The following is a 21,007-nucleotide window of genomic DNA, read 5'->3' as shown; positions in this document are numbered from 1 at the left end:
CTTCGAGGCATGAGCGACAGCAGCCGGCCCGGGTCCGACGACCGACAGGGCCCTCCCGTCCCCCCTGCTCCTCCCGTGCCGCCGACGCCCCCGGCCCCGCCCGTCTACTTCGGCGGAACTCCGGCGCCCCCGGCCCCGCCCGCGTACACCGGTGGCACCCCGGCGGCCCCCGGCCAGGGCGCTCGCGACTCTGCGCCGCCCGCCTACGGGACACCGCTCCCGTCGGCCCCGACCGCCGCGCCGCCGCAGTACGCCTACGTCCCGGCGCCCACGACGGTGCCCAAGACGCTGAGCCTCACCGGCATGATCCTCGGCATCGTGGGCCTGGTGATCTCGATCTTCGGCTGGGGCTTCGGCTTCATCCTGTCGGCGCCCGCGATCGTGCTCGGCTTCCTCGGGCGCCGCCGCGAGCCGGGTGCCCGCGGACTCGCGCTGACCGCGATCATCACCGGCATCGCCGGCGTCGTGATCTCGCTGATCTACTTGGCCGTCACCATCGTGCTCCTCGTTCTCGCGCTGAACGCGGCGAGCTCCCCCGGCGGCCTCTAGGCGCAGGCGGTCGGTCTCAGGAGACGCGCTCGGACAGCAGGGCCCGGTGGCGCCCCTGGATCCTCGTGAGGATCAGGACGGCGCTGCCCCGCCCCGCGAGGCCGAGCTTCTTGCGGAAGCGCGCGGGATCGACGTCGACGCCGCGCTTCTTGATCTCCAGCACTCCGATGCCGCGAGCGCGCAGCTCGCGAGCGAGGGTGCGCTCGTCCAGCGGCAGCTCCGCGAGCACGCGGAAGCTGCGCAGGAACGGCGAGACGGCCGGCTCGTCGCCCGTGAGGTAGGCGATGCCCGGCGACAGCATGCGCGACCCGCTGGTGCGGGCCAGCTCGCCGAGCAGGCGCGCGCGGATGGCCGACCCGTCCGGCTCGTGGACGAAGGCGCCGAGGTCGCCCACCTCCTCGTCCTCGCTGTCGGCCGGCGCGGTGAGTTCGACGGCGCCCGTCGCCCCGAGCAGGAGCGCGGAGCGCCGGACACCCGGCCGCGCCAGCGCACCGAACCAGAGCCCCATCTCGACGAGCTCGCCGTCGACGGAGACCCACTGCGCCTCCGCGTCGGCGGGGATCCGCTCGCGGTCGAAGCCCGGCCCGAGCTTCACGCCGACGGGCCGCTCCTCCCCCAGCCCGAAGGCGAAGTCGAGCGACGGCGAGTAGTCGTCGGGGTCGTCGAGGCGGCGGGTCTCGCGGTGGCCGGCGGTGCGGCGGGCCGGATCGAGGTAGACGGCGTCGAAGCCGTCCAGGTCGAACGCCTCGGCGTCGCCGTGCACGGCCTGCGCCGAGGGGAACGGGGCGAGGTTGAAGCTGGCGAGGGTGGCAGTGATCTCGTCCGCGTCGACGGCCGTGACCTCGAGGTCGATGGCCGCCATCGCCAGAGCGTCGCCGCCGATGCCGCTGCCGAGGTCGGCGATGCGGGTCAGGCCGGCCGAGGAGTAGCGGCCGGCGTGCAGTGCCGCGACCCGGAGCCGGGTGGCCTGCTCGAGCCCGGCGTCGGTGAAGAGCATCGACCGGGCGAACTCGCCGAACTTCCCGGTCGCCTTCGCCCGCAGCCGCGCCTGGGTCAGCACGGCGGACACCAGGCCGGGGGAGTGGCCGGCGGAGCGGAGCGTCGCGACGGCGCGCACCAGGTCGTCCGCCCGGTAGCCGTCGAGCGAGTCGAGGAGCCGGAGGCCCTCGGGGGAGAGGAGCTCGACCAGCTCGGCGCGTTGCATCCGGCCATGCTAGGCCACCGCCTCCGACCGTCACGGCGCGCCTGCCTGGCACTCTGATTGCACGAGTGCCAGCGGAGCCTCTACAGTGGAGCTAGCACTCTCGGAGCGTGTCTGCCAACGGCGGCGCTCCGCCCCCGTCGTCGTCAAGAAAGAGGTCAACCGTGTCGGTGTCCATCAAGCCGCTCGAAGATCGCATCGTCATCAAGCAGGTCGAGGCCGAGCAGGTCACTGCTTCCGGTCTCGTCATCCCCGACACCGCCAAGGAGAAGCCCCAGGAGGGCGAAGTCGTCGCCGTCGGCCCCGGCCGCATCGACGACAACGGCAACCGCGTCCCGCTCGACGTGGCCGTCGGTGACAAGGTCATCTACTCCAAGTACGGCGGAACCGAGGTCAAGTTCGGTGGAGACGACCTCCTGGTCCTCTCCGCTCGCGACGTCCTCGCGGTCGTCGTCCGCTAGAGACGGATCCTGAAGGGCCCGGCGACGCGAGTCGCCGGGCCCTTCGTCGTCCAGCGCGGTGGGCCCGGCGGTGGGAGTCGCCGGCCCTTCGTCGTGCGCCCGGTCCTCTTCGCGACCGGTGGCCTGATCCTGACGTCCGGTGACCGTTCCGGGCGGTCGGCGGGTCCGCGTCCTGCGTAGCATCGGTCGGGTGCCCGCCTCCCGCCTCCCCGCCGACTCCGCGTCGCCCACGACGAGCGACGCCGCGGCCGGCGAGGGCGTCGAGGCGCTCCCGGTGAAGGGCGCCGGTGGCGCGCTGTCGTCGACCGGCCTGTGGTTCGGCTTCTCGGCGTACCTGCTCTGGGGCGCGATGCCGCTCTACTTCCTCGCGATGGCGCCCGCCTCCCCGTTCGAGATCGTCGCGCTGCGGGTGCTGTTCTCGCTCGTCTTCTGCCTGCTCCTGCTGACGGTGACCCGCAGCTGGCGCGGCTTCGCCGGCCTGTTCCGCGAGCCGAGGCTGCTCGGTGTGATGGCGATCGCCGGCGTGCTGATCTACATCAACTGGCAGGTCTACGTCATCGCGACGACCACGGGCCACGTGATCGAGGCGGCCCTCGGCTACTTCATGAACCCGCTCGTCACGGTGCTGCTCGGCGTGATCGTGCTGCGGGAGCGGCTGCGTCCCGCGCAGTGGGTCGCGATGGGGATCAGCGCCGTCGCCGTCCTCGTCATCGCCGTCGGCTACGGGTCGTTCCCCTGGGTCTCGCTGGCGCTCGCCTTCTCCTTCGGCCTCTACGGCCTGGTGAAGAGCCGCGTCGGCGGCCGGATGGACGCGGTGAGCGGCCTCACGCTCGAGACGCTCTGGCTCGCCCCGCTCGCGATCGTCCAGCTGACCGTGGTCGGCTCGCTGGTTGGGCTGACCCTCGGCACGGAGGGGACGGGGCACGCGCTCATCCTCGCCTCGGCCGGCATCGTCACCGCGGTCCCGCTGCTGCTCTTCGCGGGTGCGGCGCGGCGCCTCCCGCTCTCGATCGTCGGCTTCATCCAGTACCTGACGCCGGTGCTGCAGTTCGTCGTCGGTGCGTTCGTCCTGCGCGAGGACATGCCGCCGGAGCGCTGGATCGGGTTCGCACTCGTCTGGGCGGCCCTGGCGATCTTCTCAGTCGACCTCGTCTCGGCCGAGCGCCGCAGGCGTCGCGCGCCGGCCCGACCTGCGGATCGCGTCGCCGCAGAGCGCTCCCACGACGAAAAGTAACGATCAGGTCGCGAAACGCATCTGAAACACCCCCGTATTGTTCACGGCTTCTCCGAAGGTTAGGTTGGCCGAGCGGTTGCCACCGGCGCCGCTCCCACGACAGAACCTCTCAAGGAGAAACATGCGCGTTCACGCGAAGGCCGGGACGGCCCGTACGCGATCCCTCCGGGCGACCCTCGGCGGCGTCGCCTTCCTGGGCGCCAGCGCTCTCGTCCTCGCCGGTTGCGCCAGCGGCGGCGGCGGAGACGCGGGCACCGACGGCGGCGAGTCCGGCGGCCTGTCCCTCAAGATCGGCACGATCCTCCCGCAGACGGGCACCCTGGCCGTCCTCGGCCCGCCCGAGATCGCGGGCGTCGACCTCGCGGTCAAGGACATCAACGACGCCGCTGCCGGCCTCACCATCGATGTCGAGCAGAAGGACTCCGGCGACACCACGACGGACATCGCGACGCAGTCCGCGACCTCGCTCATCGCCGACGGCGCGAGCGTCATCATCGGTGCGGCCTCCTCGGGCGTCTCGAAGACGTTCATCGACCAGGTGACCCAGGCGGGCGTCGTCCAGATCTCGCCGGCCAACACCTCGCCGGACTTCACGACCTACGACGACGACGGCTACTACTGGCGCACCGCTCCCTCGGACGTGCTCCAGGGCCGCATCCTCGGCAACAAGATCCTCGGCGACGGCAAGACCAACGTCTCGATCCTGTACCTGAACGACGCCTACGGCACCGGCCTCGAGTCGAACATCAAGGAGACCCTGGAGGCGGGCGGCGCGACCGTCGCGGCCGAGGAGATCTTCGAGCCGGCCTCGACCGACTTCAACTCGGCGCTGACCTCGCTGCTCGCCCCGAACCCGGACGCGCTCGTCGTCATCTCGTTCGACGAGATCACCACGATCGCGGAGCAGCTCGCGGCCAAGGGCTTCGACTTCGCGAACCTCTACGGCACGGACGGCAACTACGGCGTCATCACCGATGCGGACACGAACGTCGACATCGACGGCGCGCAGTTCACCAACCCCGGTGTCCAGGCGTCCGACGAGTTCCAGTCGAACCTCCAGGCTCTCGTCGAGGAGCAGGGGAACGACGCGCTGACGGTGTTCAGCTACGCCCCCGAGTCGTACGACGCCACGGTGCTCGCTGCTCTCGCAGCGCTCGCGGGCGGCGCGACCGACGGTGCGACCATCCGCGACAACCTGCAGGCGGTCTCGACCGACGGCACGAAGTGCACCACGTTCGCCGACTGCGCCACGATGCTCGCCGACGGCGAGGACATCGACTACGACGGCCTCTCCGGCCCGATCTCGTGGGACGAGAACGGCGACCCGACCGAGGCGTCCGTCTCGATCTACAAGTACGGCCCCGGCAACGTCACCTCGTTCGAGGAGACCGTCGACGGCTCGCTGAACTAGCACTCCGCTCGCGGCTCCGGCCGTGACGCGCGAAGGGGCCCGGTCATCCGACCGGGCCCCTTCGTCGTGCCCGGGAGGCCGTTGCGCGGCTGCTGACCGGCATGGACGCGGCGCTCGGTGCTGCAGGACCGACGGGTGGGTCTCGATACGCCGCTGCGCGGCTACTCGACCAGCATGATGGGGCCGCTCGACTCATGCTGATCGAGTAGCCCTCGCAGAGGGCGTATCGAGATCCACCACCGTCAGAAGTCGGATCGGCAGACCTGCCGTGCTGGGGACGGTGGGTCTCGATACGCCGCTGCGCGGCTACTCGACCAGCATGGCCGGAGGGGCGTCGGTCGAGGAGGAATCGCCGTACGACGCGTCGAGCGCGCGCCCCCGAGGGGACGCGCGCTCGACGAGTGCTCGGGGCGGCCTAGGAGGCGCGCAGCAGCTCGGCCTCCTGGGCCAGGCGGTAGGTGACGAACGAGCGGCTGTAGTTGCGGCGCTTGCCGCCGGTGGTCTCGGCGATCACGACCTGCGCGTAGACGCCGACGACGGACCAGCGCTCGTAGTCGCCGATCGCGCCGGTGCCGAAGGTCGCGCCGAGGGCGACGGGCGCGGGGGTGTAGCTCTTCATGGTCGGCTCCTTCGAAGGCGAGGACCGCGGCGCCGGAGGGGGCCGCGGAAGGGGGAAGGAGTCGGTGCCGAGGGGGCCGGATCCGCCCCTGATCAGGTGGGGAGGACGGCGGCCGGGCCGTTGGCGCCGACGTTTCTTGTCACCAAAATTACGGCAAGACTCCCGCTGCCCTGGCCCTTGGAAGGGGGACGCAGTCGGAGAGAGAGACTCGGTGTCCCCGTCGTCTCCCCGGTCACTCCCAGTGGCAGGAGTCCTCGGCGATGAAGCGGTAGATCGCGCCGCGGACGGCATCGGAGACACCCACCGCGACGACGCCCGACGTGCCGTCGTCGAGGGTCACCGCGACCGGGAAGAACGTCCCGCGCTTGTCCTCCGACACGGTGTGGGTGTTGCAGTTGTTCGGCACGATCGCGAGGTCGACGCGGGTCGCCGCGGCACCGGAGTCGACGCGCACGGCGACGGGCCAGCTGTCCTCACCGGAGGCCGGCCGGAGCAGGATCGTGCGCCCGACGGACGCGATCGAGACGCCGCCGTCCGCCCCCGTGGGCGTCAGGGTCAGTCCGAGGTGCGCGACGGGTCTCCCGCCCTCCTGAGCGACCGTAACGGCGTCTCCGGGCACGATCGAGACGACCTCCGCCACCCGCTGCGCGAGGCAGTCCTCGGCGTGGATGCGCGGCAGGCTGCCGAGCGGATCGTCCGGCGCGATCACCGCGGTCCCGGAGACCTCGCCCTGCGTGAAGGCGAGGCGCACGTGGGCGTCGGAGCCGGCGTCTGTGCAGTCGGGCGGGGCGAGCAGCAGCCGGAGCGCGGTCGTCGTCCCCGGTCGCACCGTGGTCGGGCCGTCGGTCGCGGCGGCCTCGGTGAAGGCGGGGGAGTCGAGCCGCGCCTCCCAGACGTCCAACGGCTCGGCTGAGGAGTTCGTCACCAGGACCTCGATCCGGCGAGGCCCGTAGTCGTCGCGGTTCTGCTGCACTCCCACGGAGACGCCCTCCGGCAGCTCGGAGACGGGGCCGGGCGCGCAGCCGGCGAGGAGCCCCGCCGCGACCGCGACGACGAGCAGGGCGGCGGTGCGGCGCATCCGGTCCTCCTCCTGGACGACGACGGGGCCCGCCGCCACCGGAGCGGCGGACGACGGGCCCCGGAGGGTGCGGCGGACTCAGCCGCCGACGGTGGGCGTGCTCGTGGTGACCTCGTTGGTCGTCGCGAGCGTGCCGAGGTAGAGCTCGATCACCTTCGGGTCGTTCATCAGCTCGCGGCCGGGGCCCTCGTAGGCGTCGCGGCCCTGGTCGAGCACGTAGCCGCGGTCGCAGATCTGCAGGGCGCGACGGGCGTTCTGCTCGACGATCATGATCGAGACACCGGCACGGTTGATCCGCTGGACGTTCACGAACGTCTCGTCCTGGCGCATCGGCGAGAGGCCGGCGCTCGGCTCGTCCAGCAGCAGCATCGACGGGTCCATCATCAAGGCCCGCGACATCGCGACCATCTGGCGCTCGCCGCCCGAGAGCGAGCCGGAGCGCTGCTTGAGGCGCTTCGTCAGCTCGGGGAAGAGCTCCGTGACGAACTCGAGGCGCTCCTTGAACCGCTTCGGCTTCTGGTACATGCCCATCTCGAGGTTCTCCTCGATGGTGAGCGACGGGAAGACGTTGTTGTTCTGCGGGACGAATCCCACGCCCTTCGAGACCAGCTTGTCGGCCTTGAAGCCGGTGATGTCCTCGCCGTTGAGCAGGACGGTGCCCTGGCGGATGTTCACCAGCCCGAACATCGCCTTCAGCAGCGTGGACTTCCCCGCGCCGTTGGGGCCGATGATGCCGACGAGCTCGCCCTTCTTCACATAGACGTTCGACCCGTTCAGGATGTTGACTCCCGGCACGTACCCCGCGTGGAGGTCGTGCGTCTCGAGCGTGTTCTGGGTCACTTCTCGTCCTTTCCGAAGTCGACGGCGGGCGCGTCCGTGGTCGGCGCGATGCTCGTCGGGGCGCCGTCCGCGGGGGCGGCCGTCGCGGGGGAGGAGGCGGGTGCGTCGGCGGTCGACTCGGCGGTGGTCGGCTCGGCGACGTGGTCGGCGTGCGCGTGGTGCACGTCCACGCCGGCCGCCTCCGCCCGCTTCTCGACGTCCTCGCGGACCAGGTCCGAGTCCATCTCCTCCGCGACCTCGAGCTGGCCCTCGATCGTGCCGAGGTCGGTGTCGTGGTGCGCGCCGAGGTAGGCGTCGATGACCGCGGGGTCGTTCATCACGGTCGAGGGCGGGCCCTCGGCGACGACCTTGCCCTCGGCCATCACGATCACCCAGTCGGCGATCGTGTTGACCATGTGCATGTCGTGCTCGACGAAGAGGACGGTCATGCCCTCGTCCTTCAGGTTGACGATGTGGCCCAGCAGCGACTGCGTCAGTGCCGGGTTCACGCCCGCCATCGGCTCGTCGAGCATGACCAGCTCGGGCTCCGACATCAGGGCGCGCGCCATCTCGAGCAGCTTCTTCTGACCGCCCGAGAGGCTCGACGCGTAGTCGTCCTTCTTGGTGTCGAGCTTGAACTTCTCGAGCAGCCGGATGGCCCGGGTCTCGATCGTCTCCTCCTCCTTCGACCACAGCGGCCGGATGAGCGAGGTGAGGATGTTCTCGCCCTTCTGGCCCTTGGCGCCGAGGAGCATGTTCTCGAGCACCGTCATGCCGCCGAGGGCCTTGGTGAGCTGGAACGTGCGCACCATGCCCATCCGCGACACCTTGTAGGCGGGGACGTTCGCGAGGTTCTTGCCCTTGAAGTTCCAGCGCCCGGTGTTGGGCTTGTCGAAGCCCGTCAGCAGGTTGAAGAACGTGGTCTTGCCGGCGCCGTTCGGGCCGATCAGGGCCGTGATCGAGCCGCGCGGGATCTCGACGTGGGCGACGTCGACCGCGGTCAGGCCGCCGAAGCGGCGGCTGACGCCGTCGGCGACGAGGATGGGGTCCTTCTTGACGACCCCGGGGACGATTTCCTGCTCGGTGATGTCCGAGACCGGCGTTTTAGGCAAAGTGCAGATCCTTCTTCTTGCCGAAGATGCCCTGGGGTCTGAAGATCACCAGGAGCATGAGGGCCACACCCACCACGATGAACCGGATCGGTCCGGTCTGCACGGTGGTGAGCTTGATGAGGTCGTTGTTGAGGACCCCGGTGTCGATCCCGAGCGTGAGCAGACCGTCGGTCAGACCGAGCACGACCCAGAAGATGATCGAGCCGACGACCGGTCCGAAGACCGTCGCGGCGCCGCCCAGCAGCATGATCGTGTAGAGGAAGAACGTCAGCTGGGTGCCGTAGTTGTCGGGCTGCAGCGAGCGCGGCAGGATGAACAGCGCTCCGGCCAGGCCGCCCAGCACGCCACCGAGGATCAGCGCCTGGATCTTGTAGGAGAAGACGTTCTTGCCGAGCGAGCGCACGGCGTCCTCGTCCTCGCGGATGCCCTTGATGACGCGGCCCCAGGGGCTGCGCATCAGCAGGAAGACCAGCAGGCAGGCCAGGAGCACGAGGCTCCAGCCGACGATGCGGACCCACCACTGGTCCTGGGTGTAGGTGAGGATGCCGATGCCCCAGCGCCCCTCCGGGAGCGGATTGAGGTCGTTGAACGCCTTCGCCGCGCCGTTGATGCCCTCGGAGCCGCCGGTGACCGCCGAGAACTCGGGTGTCTTGACCGAGAGCCGGACGATCTCGGCCGCCGCGATGGTGACGATCGAGAGGTAGTCCGCCCGCAGTCTCAGCGTCGGGATGCCGAGGATGAGGGCGAAGAGGGTCGCCGCGACGATCGTCGCGAGCAGGGAGCCCCAGACGGGCCATTCGAACTTGACCGAGGTGATGGCGAAGGCGTAGCCGCCCACCGCCATGAAGCCGGCCTGGCCGAAGTTGAGGAGGCCGGTGAATCCGAAGTGGATGACCAGGCCGATCGTCGCGAGCGCGTAGGCGGCGACGGTGGGATCGACGATCTGCCCGATCGCCAGCCAGATGAAGTTGAGGTTCATGGTGTCAGCCGATCCGTTCCTTGCGACCGAGGATGCCCTGCGGTCTGACCAGCAGGATGACGATCATCAGGACCAGCGGAGCCACGTACTTGAGGTTCTCCGGGATCCAGATCGTCGAGATGTTCATCATCAGGCCGATGATGAGCGAGCCGACCAGCGCTCCGTAGGCGGAGCCGAGTCCGCCGAGCGTGATCGCCGCGAAGATGAGCAGCAGGATCGACGCTCCGGTGTCCCAGCGCAGCGACTGGTAGTAGCCGATGTAGACGCCGGCCAGCGCGGCGAGGGCTCCGGAAAGCACCCAGACCACGCGGATGACGCGCTCGACGTTGATGCCGGAGGCGGAGGCGAGGGCCCGGTTGTCGGACACCGCGCGCATCGCCTTGCCGATCTTGGTCTTCGTGAGCAGCAGGGCCACGCCGACGATGCAGACGATGCCGACGGCCGCGCCGACCAGGTCGGTGAACTTCAGGCTGATGCCGAGCGCCGGGACCGTGAAGAACGGCGCCGTGCTGTTGGGCAGCGAAAGGCGGTCCGCGCCGAAGAAGAAGACGAACGTGTAGCGCAGCGCGAGCGACAGGCCGATGGTCACGATCATCAGCGGGATCAGCTGGATGTTCTTCTTGCGCAGCGGCTTCCAGAGCAGACCGTCCTGCGCGAAGCCGAACGCCCCGCCGAGGACCACCGCGATGGGGATGGCGAGCAGCGCCGGCAGACCGAAGACGCCGGAGAAGAGGTAGGCCATCAGCGCGCCGAAGGTCACCAGCTCGCCGTGGGCGAAGTTGTTCAGCCCGGTGACGCCGTAGATCAGCGAGGCGCCGATCGCCGCGAGGGCGATCAGCAGTCCGAAGATCAGGCCGGTGACGACCTTGGGCCAGAAGATGATCCAGAAGGTGTCGGCGGAGACCGGCTGGTTCACCGCGTTCGAGGTCCCGTCGGGGTTCGTCGCGTCGTTGCCCGTGGTGCCCTCGGTGGCGGGGCTCGTCGGGGCGGCGGAGTCGGTCGGCACCGGAGCGCTCGCGCCCGTGCCGATCGGGTTCGCGGTCGAGACGATGAAGTTCACGATCTGGTTCTGCGAGGAGACGATCGTCACCTGCTTCGGGTTCTGCCCCGCTGCGGGGTAGCCCTTGTCGGCGGGCAGCGTCTCCTCGTCGACCGTCACGCTGAACGTGCCGGCCTCCTCGAGCGGGAAGACGGCGCGGCCGTCGTCGCCCGTGGTGAGGGTCGCGGTGGCGTCGCCGCCGAGCTCGACGGTCACGCCCACGAGGTTCTCGTTCGTGCCCTGCACGCGGACCCAGGCGATGATCGACTGGTCGGCCGTGGTCTCGGCCGTCGCGGCGGGCGCGGCGGCGGCGACCCCGGTCAGGGTCGCGGCGAGCAGACCGAGCGCGACGATGCCGTCGCGGAGCGTGCGCAGTGTGGGGAGCCTCCTAGGCACGGGGGGCCTCCCGGTCCGTCGGATGCAGGGTCGTCGCGCGCTTGTGGCGCGTCGAACGGCTGGCTGTGAGCAAGACGTCTACCTCTCGTCAGGGTGCACAGACGGATGGGGTCCTCGGGCACGCCCGGATCGCCGTCGTCAAACAACGTTGGTTGACCATACGTTCCGCATGTGTCGGCGGTGTTTCCCCACCTGCACTACTGCGTGACGACATTATGCGGGGCGGAGAGCGCTCCCGTGTCCCCCGCAAGGGTCGCGAGCGCGTCCGATGCACATCCGGTGCAGATCCGAGGGGCGGCCGGGCAGGAATACCGGGCGCGTCCGCGCGCTTAAGATTGAGCATCCGGGACACCCGTGACCGGATGCGCCACCTCCACCTCCGGGCCACCCGCTCGACCTCATAAGGGGCATTGATGGACCAGCCGGATCCCTTCGGATTCCTCGGACTCACCTACGACGACGTCATGCTCCTTCCCGGGCACACCGACGTCATCCCGAGCGAGGCCGACACGGCCTCCCGGCTCACCAAGCGCATCACGGTCGCGACGCCGCTGCTCTCCGCGGCGATGGACACCGTCACCGAGTCGCGGATGGCCATCGCCATGGCCCGCCAGGGCGGGCTCGGCGTGCTGCACCGCAACCTCTCCATCGCGGATCAGGCCGATCAGGTCGACCGCGTCAAGCGCAGCGAGTCGGGCATGGTGTCCAACCCCGTGACCACGACACCGGACGCGACCGTCGCCCAGGTCGACGAGCTCTGCGGCCAGTACCGGATCAGCGGCCTGCCGGTCGTCGACGGGAGCGGTGTCCTCGTCGGCATCATCACGAACCGCGACATGCGCTTCGTCTCGCCGTTCGAGAAGGCGTCCACCCTCGTCCGCGACGTGATGACCAGCACCGGCCTCATCACCGGTCGCGTCGGCATTCCCGACAGCGAGGTCATCGCGCTCTTCGCGCAGCACAAGATCGAGAAGCTGCCCCTCGTCGATGCGCAGGGCAAGCTCGCCGGGCTCATCACCGTCAAGGACTTCGACAAGTCCGAGCAGTACCCCAACGCGACGAAGGACGAGGAGGGACGCCTGCGCGTCGGCGCCGCCATCGGCTTCTTCGGCGACGCCTGGCAGCGCGCGACCGCACTCCTGGACGCCGGCGTCGACGTGCTCGTCGTCGACACCGCGAACGGCGACTCCGCCGGGGTGCTCGAGATCATCCGCCGCCTGAAGTCCGACCCCGCGTTCGCCGGCGTCGACGTCATCGGCGGCAACGTCGCCACCCGCTCCGGCGCGCAGGCGCTCGTGGACGCCGGTGCCGACGCCATCAAGGTCGGAGTCGGCCCCGGCTCCATCTGCACCACCCGCGTCGTCGCCGGCGTCGGCGTGCCGCAGGTGACCGCCGTCTACGAGGCGTCCCTCGCCGCCCGCGAGTCGGGCGTCCCCGTGATCGCCGACGGCGGCCTGCAGTACTCCGGCGACATCGCCAAGGCCCTCGTCGCCGGCGCCGACACCGTCATGCTCGGCTCGCTCCTCGCCGGCTGCGAGGAGAGCCCGGGAGACCTCGTCTTCCAGAACGGCAAGCAGTTCAAGACCTACCGCGGCATGGGCTCGCTCGGCGCGCTGCAGACCCGCGGCGAGCGCACCTCCTACTCGAAGGACCGCTACTTCCAGTCCGACGTGCCCACCGACGACAAGCTGATCGCCGAGGGGATCGAGGGCCAGGTGCCGTACCGCGGGCCACTCGCGAACGTGGCGTACCAGCTGGCGGGCGGGCTGCGGCAGTCGATGTTCTACGTGGGGGCGCGGACGATCGCGGAGCTGAAGCAGCGGGGGAAGTTCGTGCGGATCACGGCGGCGGGGCTGAAGGAGTCGCATCCGCATGATGTGCAGATGGTGGTGGAGGCACCGAACTACCGGCGTTGATTCTGCTGCGTCTCTGGGTGGGGGTCGGCGTCGGGTCGTGAGGGCGGCCCCTCTGCCCGATGGGCCTTCGGCCCATACGCCCACCACGCCGGAGGGGCCGCCCTCACGACCCGACGCCTCCCACTCGGGGCACGCGGACCTGGGGGAGACCGAGAGTCGCAGCGCGAGCGGCGCTGGCGCGCCGCCGCGACTGCGCCTGCTGGCGGCAGCGCGAGCGGGCTGCGCCCGCCGCGACTGCCCAGCCAGGCACGTGCGGCAGCAGGGAGGGAGCGCTATCCGGCGATCCGCGTGCCAGCGGATCGGCGTGCGCGGACGGAGGACGCTCTGTGGGACGCGACCACCTGCTCGAGCCGACTGCGGGCGATAGACGAGCGGAGTGCTGAGCGGAGCGAGGCGCGGAGCGAGGATGGAGCCACAGTAAACTCGGCCATATGGAGATCGAGATCGGGCGCGCCAAGCGCGCTCGCCGCGCGTACGCCTTCGACGACATCGCGGTGGTCCCGAGCCGCCGGACCCGCGATCCGGAGGTGGTGTCGGTGAAGTGGTCGATCGACGCGTACCAGTTCGCGACTCCGATCCTCGCGGCGCCGATGGACTCGGTGGTCTCGCCGGCGACGGCGATCACGCTGGGCCGGCTGGGGGCGCTGGGCGTCCTCGACCTCGAGGGGCTGTGGACGCGCTACGAGGACCCGGAGCCGCTGCTCGCGGAGATCCGGGAGCTGCCGGCGGAGCGCGCGACGCAGCGCATGCAGGAGATCTACTCGGAGCCGGTGAAGCCGGAGCTGGTGACGGCGCGGCTCGCGGAGATCCGCGCGGCCGGCGTCACGGTCGCGGGCGCGCTGTCGCCGCAGCGCACCGCCGAGCTGTACCAGACGGTCGTCGACGCGGGGGTCGACGTCTTCGTCATCCGCGGGACGACGGTGTCCGCGGAGCACGTCTCGCGGGACACCGAGCCGCTCAACCTGAAGAAGTTCATCTACGAGCTCGACGTGCCGGTCATCGTCGGCGGGGCCTCGACGTACACGGCCGCCCTGCACCTGATGCGCACGGGCGCCGCGGGCGTCCTCGTCGGCTTCGGCGGCGGCGCCGCCTCGACCACCCGCGCGACGCTGGGCATCCAGGCGCCGATGGCCACCGCGGTCGCCGACGTCGCCGGCGCTCGCCGCGACTACCTCGACGAGTCCGGCGGACGCTACGTGCACGTGATCGCGGACGGCGGCCTCGGCACCTCCGGCGACATCGTGAAGGCCGTCGCGGTCGGCGCGGACGCCGTGATGCTCGGCTCCGCGCTCGCCCGCGCGACCGACGCTCCCGGCGGCGGCTGGCACTGGGGCGCCGAGGCGCACCACCAGCAGCTCCCGCGCGGCCGCCGCGTCCAGGTCGGCACCGTCGGCACGCTCGAGCAGGTCCTCTACGGCCCGGCGACCGACGCGAACGGCACCGCCAACCTGATCGGCGCCCTGCGCCGCTCGATGGCGACCACCGGCTACTCCGACCTCAAGGAGTTCCAGCGCGTCGAGGTCGTCGTCGCCCCGTACCAGCCCAGCTAGCCGTCCGACCGTCCGAGGCGTCCCCGAACGGTCGAGACGTCCTGCAGCAGCTGGACGCTTCGACCGTTCGAGGCCGTCTCGGTGGGGCGGACTCCGGCGTGCGCAAGGGCGGCGAGCATCGGGCGCGCGGCGTAAGCGTCCTGCCAGCGCCAGCGGACGACGCCGCTGACGAGAGCGCGGAGGCGGTCCTCCCGTCGCTTCTCGTCCAGCAGCGCCTGCTCGGGGCTGCGCCCGCGGAGGAACCGCGGGTCCGTGTACTTGTGTGCCCCATCGGCCTCGCCGATGACGTCGGCGTCCTCGAAGAAGAAGTCGACCGGGCCGATCAGGCCCTCGTCGTCGTGGAAGGGCCGCTGGAGGACAGGGCGGGGGAGCCCCGCCTGATGCATCGCGACCCGGCTGATCGATTCCAGCGGCGACTCGGCGCGCTCGTCGGCGAAGTCGATCACCCGCGCCGCCGCCGCACGGCCGCGGGCCCCACCGGGAAGGACGGCGAGGCGCTCCCTCAGCTCCTCCAGCTCGAGAAGGTGCTCGCCGTGGCTGCCGCGCATCCGTAGGGCGTGGTCCGCCGCGGTGACGGCGCGCCGGAAGGACGAGAAGCGGCAGAGGTCGAGCACGGTCTGCGCGAGATCGGAGACCGTCAGCCCGTCGACGACCAGCGCTGAATCGGAGGCCGCGCCTCGGTGCTCCGCGACGCGGTTGCGCGATCGGCCGCCGACCGCCGGCGACGCGGCGACGTGCACGGTCTCGTCGAGCGGCTCGACCAGGGGGAGGCCCCAGACAGCGGCGGCGGACTCACGGACGAAGACGGGACGGCCCCACGTCGCGGCGACCGCGTCGATGCGGGCGCGGTGGCGCGCGTCGACGGAGGCGCTCGCCCACTCCGCCGCGCGCACGTGCACCCCGCGACGGAGGCGGACGAACTCCGCCGACCTCCCGCAGGCCCCGCCCCGGAACAGCTCCACCCGTGTCATCCCGGAACCCTCCCACCTCGAGGGCTCTCGTCGGCCGACCCCTCCCCCGACCTGTGGACGGCGCGCGACGCCCTGTGGACAGCGAGGCGTCCCGCTGCGGTCGAGGCGTCCTGCTGTGGCTGGACGTCTCGACCGTTGGAGGACGCCTCGGCGGCGGTGACCGGCCGCCGGGTCCTCCGTGGGCGAACGGCGGACGGGGGTGGGCGGGGGCCGCCTAAACTGGGAGGAATCCCGAGGTCGGAGCGCTGCGAGGCGCGGATGGAGCACGCATGGTCGAGGTCCGCAGGGTCAAGCTGCCCGGAGTCGGTGTCCTGCACACCTTCCTGACCGCCGACGGCGGCAAGGTCGGCGTCATCGCGCACCGCTCGGGTCACAGCGACCTGATCACCTTCGCCGAGGGCGACCAGGACGGCGCGAAGGTCTCGCTCCGCCTCAGCGACGACGAGGCGCACACCCTCGCCGAGCTGCTCGGCGGCACCCAGATCACCGAGTCGCTCACCGCGCTCGATCAGATCCCCGGGCTCTCGATCGACTGGTTCACCGTCGACTACGACGACCACATCGCGGGCCAGCAGCTCGGCAAGCCCGCCGACCGCGGCATCGTCGGCCTGACGGTCGTGGCCGTCGTCCGCGGCGATGCGGCCAACCCCGCGCCCGCCCCCGACTTCCGGGTGTTCCCGGGCGACACTCTCGTCGTCGCCGGCAGCCCCGAGAAGGTCGCCAAGGCCTTCGCCTTCTTCCGCTCCGGCGTCTTCGCCAAGGCTCCCGAGACGCCGCCCGGAGTCTGAGGATGCACCACGGCGAAGACCTCATCGTCCTCGGCATCCTGTTCGTCGTCGCCTACGTCCTCGGGCGGCTGGGGCGCACGATCGGCCTCCCGGCCATCCCGATCTACATGGTCGTCGGTTTGCTCGCGAGCCCGAACTTCCACCTCTTCCCGCTCGACTTCGAGTCGTCCTACATCGAGCTGACGGCGGTCTTCGGGCTGATCCTGCTGCTGTTCAACCTCGGCCTGGAGTTCGACCAGGACGAGTTCTACGGCAACGCGGGGCGGCTGATCCTCTCCGGCGGCTCCTACATCGCCGTCAACATGGCGGCCGGGCTCGCCTTCGGCTTCGTGCTGGGCTGGGGCAGCCGCGAGGCGCTGATCATCGCGGGCATCACGGCGACGAGCTCGAGCGCGATCGTGACGAAGCTGCTGATCGAGCTCAAGCGCCTCGCCAACCCGGAGACGCCGATGATCCTCGGCGTGACAGTGGTCGAGGACATCTTCATCGCGGTCTACCTGGCGATCGTGTCGGTCGTGCTCTCCGGCGAGACGGAGCCGTGGCCGGTCGTGCTCAAGCTGGTCATCGCGTTCGCGTTCCTGGTGGTGATGTTCGCGATCGCGCGCTGGGGTGGCCGGGTGGTCTCGCGGTTCTTCCGCACCCGGGACGACGAGCTGTTCACGATCCTCTTCTTCGGTCTCGCGATCCTCTTCGGCGGGATCGGCGAGGTGCTCGGCGTGACCGACGCGATCGGCGCGTTCCTGATCGGTCTGGTGATCGGTGCCACCCGGTTCCGCGCGCGGGTCGAGCGGATCGCGATCCCGCTGCGCGACGTGTTCGGCGCCTTCTTCTTCGTCAACTTCGGCCTCGGCCTCGACCCCGGTGCGTTCCCCGACGTGGTGCTGCCGGTGATCGCCGCCGCCGTGATGACGATCGTGCTCAACCTCGGCGCCGGGCAGTTCGTCGCCTGGCTGAACAAGCTCGGACCGCGCGCCGGGCTGAATGCGGCGTTCATCCTGCACAACCGCGGCGAGTTCGCGCTGATCCTCGCGACGCTCTCGCTCTCGGCGGGGCTCGACGAGCGGATCCAGCCGTTCGCCGGCCTCTACGTCCTGATCATGGCGATCGTCGGCCCGATCCTGGCGTCGCGGTCGGAGAGCATCGGGCTGTTTCTCTCGCGCCGGCGGCACCGGCCGAAGGCGGCCACCCGCAGCGCGATGGCGGAGGAGGACTTCGCCCTCGTCGAGGCGGCGATGGCGGAGGAGGCGTCCGACGAGCGCCCGCAGGGCGATGTCCCGGAGGCGCCTGTCGTCGAGCCGGCACCGCGTCCGCGCCGCCCGGTCGAGCCCGACGAACTGGACGACGAGTTCCCGGATCCGATGCGGCAGGCCCTGATCGACCAGGCGATGCAGCAGTCCGACGGGATCGACTCCGACCGTCCGCGGCGCCCGCGCGAGCCCGACTACTGATCCGCCGGCTTCGGTCTCCTTCGCGGAGTCACCGTGAACGAGGGGATGTCCCATGCTGATCGAGTAGCCCGCGGAGCGGGCGTATCGAGATCCACGCAGTCAGAAGGACGAGTCTGCAGACCCGCCCTGCTGGTGACGGCGGGTCTCGATACGCCCCTGCGGGGCTACTCGACCAGCATGGAAGACGCCCCTGCGGGGCTGCTCGACCAGCATGAGAGACGCCCCTGCGGGGCTGGTCGACCAGCATGGAGAGGGCCGCCGCCGCTTCGGCGGTGCTCGACCCGCACGACGTCGGTCAGGGAGCGATCCGAGGGTCCTCCCACCCTGGTTCGTTAGGATTCGTCGGTCCGCCGCCGCCGAGCGGATCCGCCCCCCGAACGAGGAACGCATGACGCAGAGCGCCCCGCCGCAGAGCACGGTCTGGCAGGTCGCGCGGCGCCCGCGCTGGCTCGCGGCCCTGGTCCTGGCCCTGGTCATCGCCGGGCTCTTCGCGGCCCTCGGCCAGTGGCAGGTCGGTCGCGCGGTCGAGGCCGCGGCCCCCGACTCCGGGATCTCCGAGACCGTGCTGCCGCTCGACGAGGTGGCCGCCCCCTCGCGCCCGATCACGGCGACCGCCGACGGCCAGCGCGTGGAGGAGACCTCCGAGCTCGTCCCGGGCGGCGCCGAGATCCTGGGCGGGCGCCTGAACGGCGAGCAGCCCGGCTGGTGGGTCATCGCGCGCACCCGCACCGCGGACGCCGACCTCGTGGTCGCCTACGGCTGGACCGCGGATGAGGAGCAGGCGCGGAGCGTCGCCGAGCGCCTGAACGACGGCGCGGAGGCGGCTCCGACCGGCTTCACGGGCCGCCTGGTCGCGAACGAGGCGGCCGAGGTGCCCGCCGAGGGCACCGATCCGATGACCCTCACCGCGCTGTCGATCCCCGCGCTGATCAACCGCTGGACCGACCCACCGCTGGACGTCTACCAGGGCTACGTCGTCCTCGATCAGCCCGTGGCGGGGCTCGAGGCGATCGACTCGCCCGCTCGCGTCACCGACGTCTCGCTGAACTGGCTCAACGTCTTCTACGCGATCGAGTGGGTCGTCTTCGCCGGCTTCGCGCTCTACCTGTGGTTCCGCCTCGTCCGCGACGCCTGGGAGCGCGAGACCGAGGAGGCCCTCGAGGCCGCGGAGCTCGCGCAGAGCCCGGTCCCCGCCTCCGCCCCGTAAACTGGACCCCATGCCCCTCGAGCCCAAGCCCGCGCAGTTCCCTGCGATCCGGAGCGCGCTGCGCTTCTACCGGGTGACCTCGATCATCACCGGTGTGATGCTCCTGCTGCTCTGCGCCGAGATGCTGCTGAAGTACGTGTTCCACCTCGAGCTGTTCGTCTTCGGGCAGCAGGGGATCGCGCACTTCGCCCCGATGTACGAGGTGCCGGGCGGTGAGTGGAAGTCGAGCGGGACGGGCGCGAACCTGTCGACCGGCATCCTGATCGCGCACGGCTGGTTCTACGTCGTCTACCTCTTCGCCGACTTCCGCCTGTGGAGCCTGATGCGCTGGCCGTTCTCGCGGTTCATCCTCATCGCGCTCGGCGGAGTCGTGCCCACCCTGTCCTTCTTCGTCGAGACCCGCATCGCCCGTGAGGTCGAGCAGTACCTCGAGCGGCGCACCGCCGGTCTCGATCCGAAGACCCCGTCCGACTCCGTGGAGGCCCCCCATCAGTGAGCAGTCCGGCACGCAGCCGCACCTCGCCGCCCAGCCCGTGCTCGTCGTCGACTTCGGCGCCCAGTACGCCCAGCTGATCGCGCGGCGCGTCCGCGAGGCGAACGTGTACTCCGAGATCGTCCCGTCGAACACGACGGCCGCCGAGATCGCCGCCAAGTCGCCCGTCGGCATCATCCTCTCCGGTGGTCCCTCCAGCGTCTACGAGGAGGGGGCGCCGCAGCTCGACCCCGCCATCTTCGATCTCGGCATCCCCGTGCTGGGCATCTGCTACGGCTTCCAGGTGATGGCGAAGACGCTCGGCGGCGAGGTCGCGAACACGGGCCTGCGCGAGTACGGCGCGACCGACGCGTCCGTCTCCGCCGAGGGCGGCGTGCTCCTCGGCGACCAGCCCGTCGACCAGACGGTCTGGATGAGCCACGGCGACCAGGTCTCGAAGGCTCCCGAGGGCTTCGACGTCCTCGCCTCGACCGGCTCGACCGCCGTCGCCGCGTTCGGCAGCGACGCGCGCCGCCTCTACGGCGTGCAGTGGCACCCCGAGGTCAAGCACTCCGCGCACGGCCAGGCCGTCATCGAGAACTTCCTGCACCGCGCCGCCGGCATCCCCGCCGACTGGAACTCCTCCAACGTCATCGACGACCAGGTCGCGCTGATCCGCGAGCAGGTCGGCACCGGTCGCGTCATCTGCGGCCTGTCCGGCGGCGTCGACTCCGCCGTCGCCGCGGCGATCGTGCACCGCGCCGTCGGCGACCAGCTGGTCTGCGTCTTCGTCGACCACGGCCTGCTGCGCAAGGACGAGCGCCGCCAGGTCGAGGAGGACTACGTCGCCGCCACGGGTGTGCGCCTGGTGACGGTCGACGCGCGCGAGCAGTTCCTCGACGCGCTCGCCGGCGTCAGCGACCCCGAGCAGAAGCGCAAGATCATCGGCCGCGAGTTCATCCGCACCTTCGAGGGCGCCGCCGAGGCGCTCGTGCTCGAGGCGCAGGGCGAGGGCACGTCGATCGACTTCCTCGTGCAGGGCACGCTCTACCCCGACGTCGTCGAGTCGGGCGGCGGCACCGGCACCGCGAACATCAAGTCGCACCACAACGTCGGCGGCCTCCCCGAGGACCTGCAGTTCGCGCTCGTCGAGCCGCTGCGCACCCTCTTCAAGGACGAGGTCCGCGCGATCGGCCGCGAGCTCGGGCTGCCCGAGGTCATCGTCGGCCGTCAGCCGTTCCCCGGCCCCGGCCTCGGCATCCGCATTGTCGGCGAGGTCACCCAGGAGCGGCTCGACCTGCTCCAGGAGGCGGACGCCATCGTCCGAGCCGAGCTCACCGCGGCGGGCCTCGACAGCGAGATCTGGCAGTGCCCGGTCGTGTTGCTCGCCGACGTCCGCTCGGTCGGCGTGCAGGGTGACGGCCGCACCTACGGCCACCCGATCGTGCTGCGCCCCGTCTCCTCCGAGGACGCGATGACGGCCGACTGGACGCGGCTTCCGTACGACCTTCTCGCCCGCATCTCCAACCGCATCACCAACGAGGTGAGCGGCGTGAACCGCGTGGTGCTCGACGTGACCTCGAAGCCGCCGGGCACTATCGAATGGGAGTGACGCGGGCGTCCGCACGGCCATCTGCGGCGTTGTCGTCGGGCGCGATACCGCTGGTATCGCTTCCTTCTCCGCCTTGCAGCTGACCGCGCGGACACCCGCGTCGTTCAGGTGAACGGGCCTCCTCCGGGGGGCCCGTTCCGCGTTT

General features: G+C 70.8%; 19 protein-coding genes. 11 read left to right on the top strand and 8 right to left on the bottom strand.

All coding sequences use genetic code 11. The annotated features are described in order from the left end of the window. Window positions 1–9 precede the first annotated feature (9 nt). Window positions 10–549, top strand: coding sequence for a DUF4190 domain-containing protein (locus HQQ86_RS04690; RefSeq protein ID WP_173286856.1), 540 nt, complete (start codon window positions 10–12; stop codon window positions 547–549). A gap of 16 nt (window positions 550–565) precedes the next feature. Here HQQ86_RS04690 and HQQ86_RS04685 read toward each other — a convergent pair whose 3' ends face one another. Next, complete coding sequence (locus tag HQQ86_RS04685; RefSeq protein WP_173286854.1) at window positions 566–1,753, bottom strand: class I SAM-dependent methyltransferase; 1,188 nt, start codon at window positions 1,751–1,753, stop codon at window positions 566–568. A gap of 161 nt (window positions 1,754–1,914) precedes the next feature. On the opposite strand from HQQ86_RS04685, the gene groES reads away from it, so the two are divergent. The 3 genes from groES to HQQ86_RS04670 all read left to right on the top strand — a co-directional run bounded on the left by groES (window position 1,915) and on the right by HQQ86_RS04670 (window position 4,856). Beyond that, entirely contained in the window at window positions 1,915–2,211 is a 297-nt protein-coding gene (groES, locus tag HQQ86_RS04680) for a co-chaperone GroES (protein ID WP_068251574.1), read from the top strand. Between the two features lie 274 nt (window positions 2,212–2,485). Then, a complete protein-coding gene (gene rarD / locus HQQ86_RS04675) occupies window positions 2,486–3,445 on the top strand; it encodes an EamA family transporter RarD (RefSeq protein WP_367948582.1) in 960 nt (319 codons plus the stop codon). A gap of 121 nt (window positions 3,446–3,566) precedes the next feature. Beyond that, window positions 3,567–4,856: an ABC transporter substrate-binding protein gene (locus tag HQQ86_RS04670; RefSeq protein WP_173286852.1), complete on the top strand. Its 1,290-nt coding sequence runs from the start codon at window positions 3,567–3,569 to the stop codon at window positions 4,854–4,856. A gap of 415 nt (window positions 4,857–5,271) precedes the next feature. Here the strand turns inward: HQQ86_RS04670 and HQQ86_RS04665 are convergent, their stop codons facing one another. The 6 genes from HQQ86_RS04665 to HQQ86_RS04640 all read right to left on the bottom strand — a co-directional run bounded on the left by HQQ86_RS04665 (window position 5,272) and on the right by HQQ86_RS04640 (window position 10,898). Further along, window positions 5,272–5,475, bottom strand: coding sequence for a hypothetical protein (locus HQQ86_RS04665; protein ID WP_123445088.1), 204 nt, complete (start codon window positions 5,473–5,475; stop codon window positions 5,272–5,274). A 232-nt stretch (window positions 5,476–5,707) separates the two neighbouring features. Beyond that, window positions 5,708–6,553, bottom strand: a complete 846-nt coding sequence (locus HQQ86_RS04660; protein ID WP_173286850.1) for a hypothetical protein — start codon at window positions 6,551–6,553, stop codon at window positions 5,708–5,710. A 78-nt stretch (window positions 6,554–6,631) separates the two neighbouring features. After that, on the bottom strand, window positions 6,632–7,393 hold the full coding sequence (locus tag HQQ86_RS04655; protein WP_160087671.1) for an ABC transporter ATP-binding protein: 762 nt from the start codon (window positions 7,391–7,393) through the stop codon (window positions 6,632–6,634). Then, a complete protein-coding gene (locus HQQ86_RS04650; RefSeq protein WP_173286848.1) occupies window positions 7,390–8,484 on the bottom strand; it encodes an ABC transporter ATP-binding protein in 1,095 nt (364 codons plus the stop codon). The genes HQQ86_RS04655 and HQQ86_RS04650 overlap by 4 nt, the downstream gene beginning before the upstream one ends. Further along, window positions 8,477–9,463: a branched-chain amino acid ABC transporter permease gene (locus HQQ86_RS04645; RefSeq protein WP_173286846.1), complete on the bottom strand. Its 987-nt coding sequence runs from the start codon at window positions 9,461–9,463 to the stop codon at window positions 8,477–8,479. The genes HQQ86_RS04650 and HQQ86_RS04645 overlap by 8 nt, the downstream gene beginning before the upstream one ends. A 4-nt stretch (window positions 9,464–9,467) precedes the next feature. Next, complete coding sequence (locus HQQ86_RS04640) at window positions 9,468–10,898, bottom strand: branched-chain amino acid ABC transporter permease (protein ID WP_367948547.1); 1,431 nt, start codon at window positions 10,896–10,898, stop codon at window positions 9,468–9,470. Between the two features lie 413 nt (window positions 10,899–11,311). On the opposite strand from HQQ86_RS04640, the gene guaB reads away from it, so the two are divergent. Together guaB and HQQ86_RS04630 are read left to right on the top strand one after the other, a co-directional pair. After that, window positions 11,312–12,814 (top strand): IMP dehydrogenase, encoded by a 1,503-nt coding sequence (guaB, locus tag HQQ86_RS04635; RefSeq protein WP_160087678.1) that lies wholly within the window; start codon window positions 11,312–11,314, stop codon window positions 12,812–12,814. Window positions 12,815–13,245: 431 nt separating this feature from the next. Further along, complete coding sequence (locus HQQ86_RS04630; protein ID WP_173286844.1) at window positions 13,246–14,364, top strand: GuaB3 family IMP dehydrogenase-related protein; 1,119 nt, start codon at window positions 13,246–13,248, stop codon at window positions 14,362–14,364. On the opposite strand, the gene HQQ86_RS04625 is transcribed toward HQQ86_RS04630, so the two are convergent. Further along, complete coding sequence (locus HQQ86_RS04625) at window positions 14,361–15,335, bottom strand: hypothetical protein (RefSeq protein ID WP_173286842.1); 975 nt, start codon at window positions 15,333–15,335, stop codon at window positions 14,361–14,363. The genes HQQ86_RS04630 and HQQ86_RS04625 overlap by 4 nt on opposite strands. Window positions 15,336–15,604: 269 nt before the next feature. Between HQQ86_RS04625 and HQQ86_RS04620 the strand changes: the two genes are divergently transcribed. The 5 genes from HQQ86_RS04620 (at window position 15,605) to guaA (ending at window position 20,862) form a co-directional block, all read left to right on the top strand. Beyond that, window positions 15,605–16,123 carry a cation:proton antiporter regulatory subunit gene (locus HQQ86_RS04620; protein WP_085475074.1) on the top strand — a complete coding sequence of 173 codons (519 nt, stop codon included), beginning with the start codon at window positions 15,605–15,607 and terminating at the stop codon, window positions 16,121–16,123. Between the two features lie 2 nt (window positions 16,124–16,125). Continuing rightward, on the top strand, window positions 16,126–17,571 hold the full coding sequence (locus HQQ86_RS04615) for a cation:proton antiporter (RefSeq protein ID WP_173286840.1): 1,446 nt from the start codon (window positions 16,126–16,128) through the stop codon (window positions 17,569–17,571). Between the two features lie 388 nt (window positions 17,572–17,959). Then, complete coding sequence (locus tag HQQ86_RS04610) at window positions 17,960–18,778, top strand: SURF1 family protein (protein WP_173286838.1); 819 nt, start codon at window positions 17,960–17,962, stop codon at window positions 18,776–18,778. A gap of 10 nt (window positions 18,779–18,788) precedes the next feature. After that, window positions 18,789–19,274, top strand: coding sequence for a DUF3817 domain-containing protein (locus HQQ86_RS04605; protein ID WP_159985765.1), 486 nt, complete (start codon window positions 18,789–18,791; stop codon window positions 19,272–19,274). Beyond that, on the top strand, window positions 19,267–20,862 hold the full coding sequence (gene guaA, locus HQQ86_RS04600; protein WP_173287514.1) for a glutamine-hydrolyzing GMP synthase: 1,596 nt from the start codon (window positions 19,267–19,269) through the stop codon (window positions 20,860–20,862). Before HQQ86_RS04605 ends, guaA begins: the two co-directional genes overlap by 8 nt. Window positions 20,863–21,007: the final 145 nt, after the last annotated feature.

Origin of the sequence: Rathayibacter sp. VKM Ac-2857 (genome assembly GCF_013205025.1) — a bacterium.
Taxonomy (GTDB): Bacteria; Actinomycetota; Actinomycetes; order Actinomycetales; family Microbacteriaceae; genus Rathayibacter.
Note: the sequence above shows the minus strand (reverse complement) of the source record. Positions and strands in the feature narration are given on the sequence as shown.

Excerpts from the sequence above, each read along its gene's own strand:
- HQQ86_RS04690 (WP_173286856.1), top strand. The coding sequence starts at position 10 with ATGAGCGACAGCAGCCGGCCCGGGTCCGACGACCGACAGGGCCCTCCC.
- HQQ86_RS04685 (WP_173286854.1), bottom strand. The coding sequence starts at position 1,753 with ATGCAACGCGCCGAGCTGGTCGAGCTCCTCTCCCCCGAGGGCCTCCGG.
- HQQ86_RS04670 (WP_173286852.1), top strand. The coding sequence starts at position 3,567 with ATGCGCGTTCACGCGAAGGCCGGGACGGCCCGTACGCGATCCCTCCGG.
- HQQ86_RS04665 (WP_123445088.1), bottom strand. The coding sequence starts at position 5,475 with ATGAAGAGCTACACCCCCGCGCCCGTCGCCCTCGGCGCGACCTTCGGC.
- HQQ86_RS04660 (WP_173286850.1), bottom strand. The coding sequence starts at position 6,553 with ATGCGCCGCACCGCCGCCCTGCTCGTCGTCGCGGTCGCGGCGGGGCTC.
- HQQ86_RS04645 (WP_173286846.1), bottom strand. The coding sequence starts at position 9,463 with ATGAACCTCAACTTCATCTGGCTGGCGATCGGGCAGATCGTCGATCCC.
- guaB (WP_160087678.1), top strand. The coding sequence starts at position 11,312 with ATGGACCAGCCGGATCCCTTCGGATTCCTCGGACTCACCTACGACGAC.
- HQQ86_RS04630 (WP_173286844.1), top strand. The coding sequence starts at position 13,246 with ATGGAGATCGAGATCGGGCGCGCCAAGCGCGCTCGCCGCGCGTACGCC.
- HQQ86_RS04625 (WP_173286842.1), bottom strand. The coding sequence starts at position 15,335 with ATGACACGGGTGGAGCTGTTCCGGGGCGGGGCCTGCGGGAGGTCGGCG.
- HQQ86_RS04620 (WP_085475074.1), top strand. The coding sequence starts at position 15,605 with ATGGTCGAGGTCCGCAGGGTCAAGCTGCCCGGAGTCGGTGTCCTGCAC.
- HQQ86_RS04615 (WP_173286840.1), top strand. The coding sequence starts at position 16,126 with ATGCACCACGGCGAAGACCTCATCGTCCTCGGCATCCTGTTCGTCGTC.
- HQQ86_RS04610 (WP_173286838.1), top strand. The coding sequence starts at position 17,960 with ATGACGCAGAGCGCCCCGCCGCAGAGCACGGTCTGGCAGGTCGCGCGG.
- HQQ86_RS04605 (WP_159985765.1), top strand. The coding sequence starts at position 18,789 with ATGCCCCTCGAGCCCAAGCCCGCGCAGTTCCCTGCGATCCGGAGCGCG.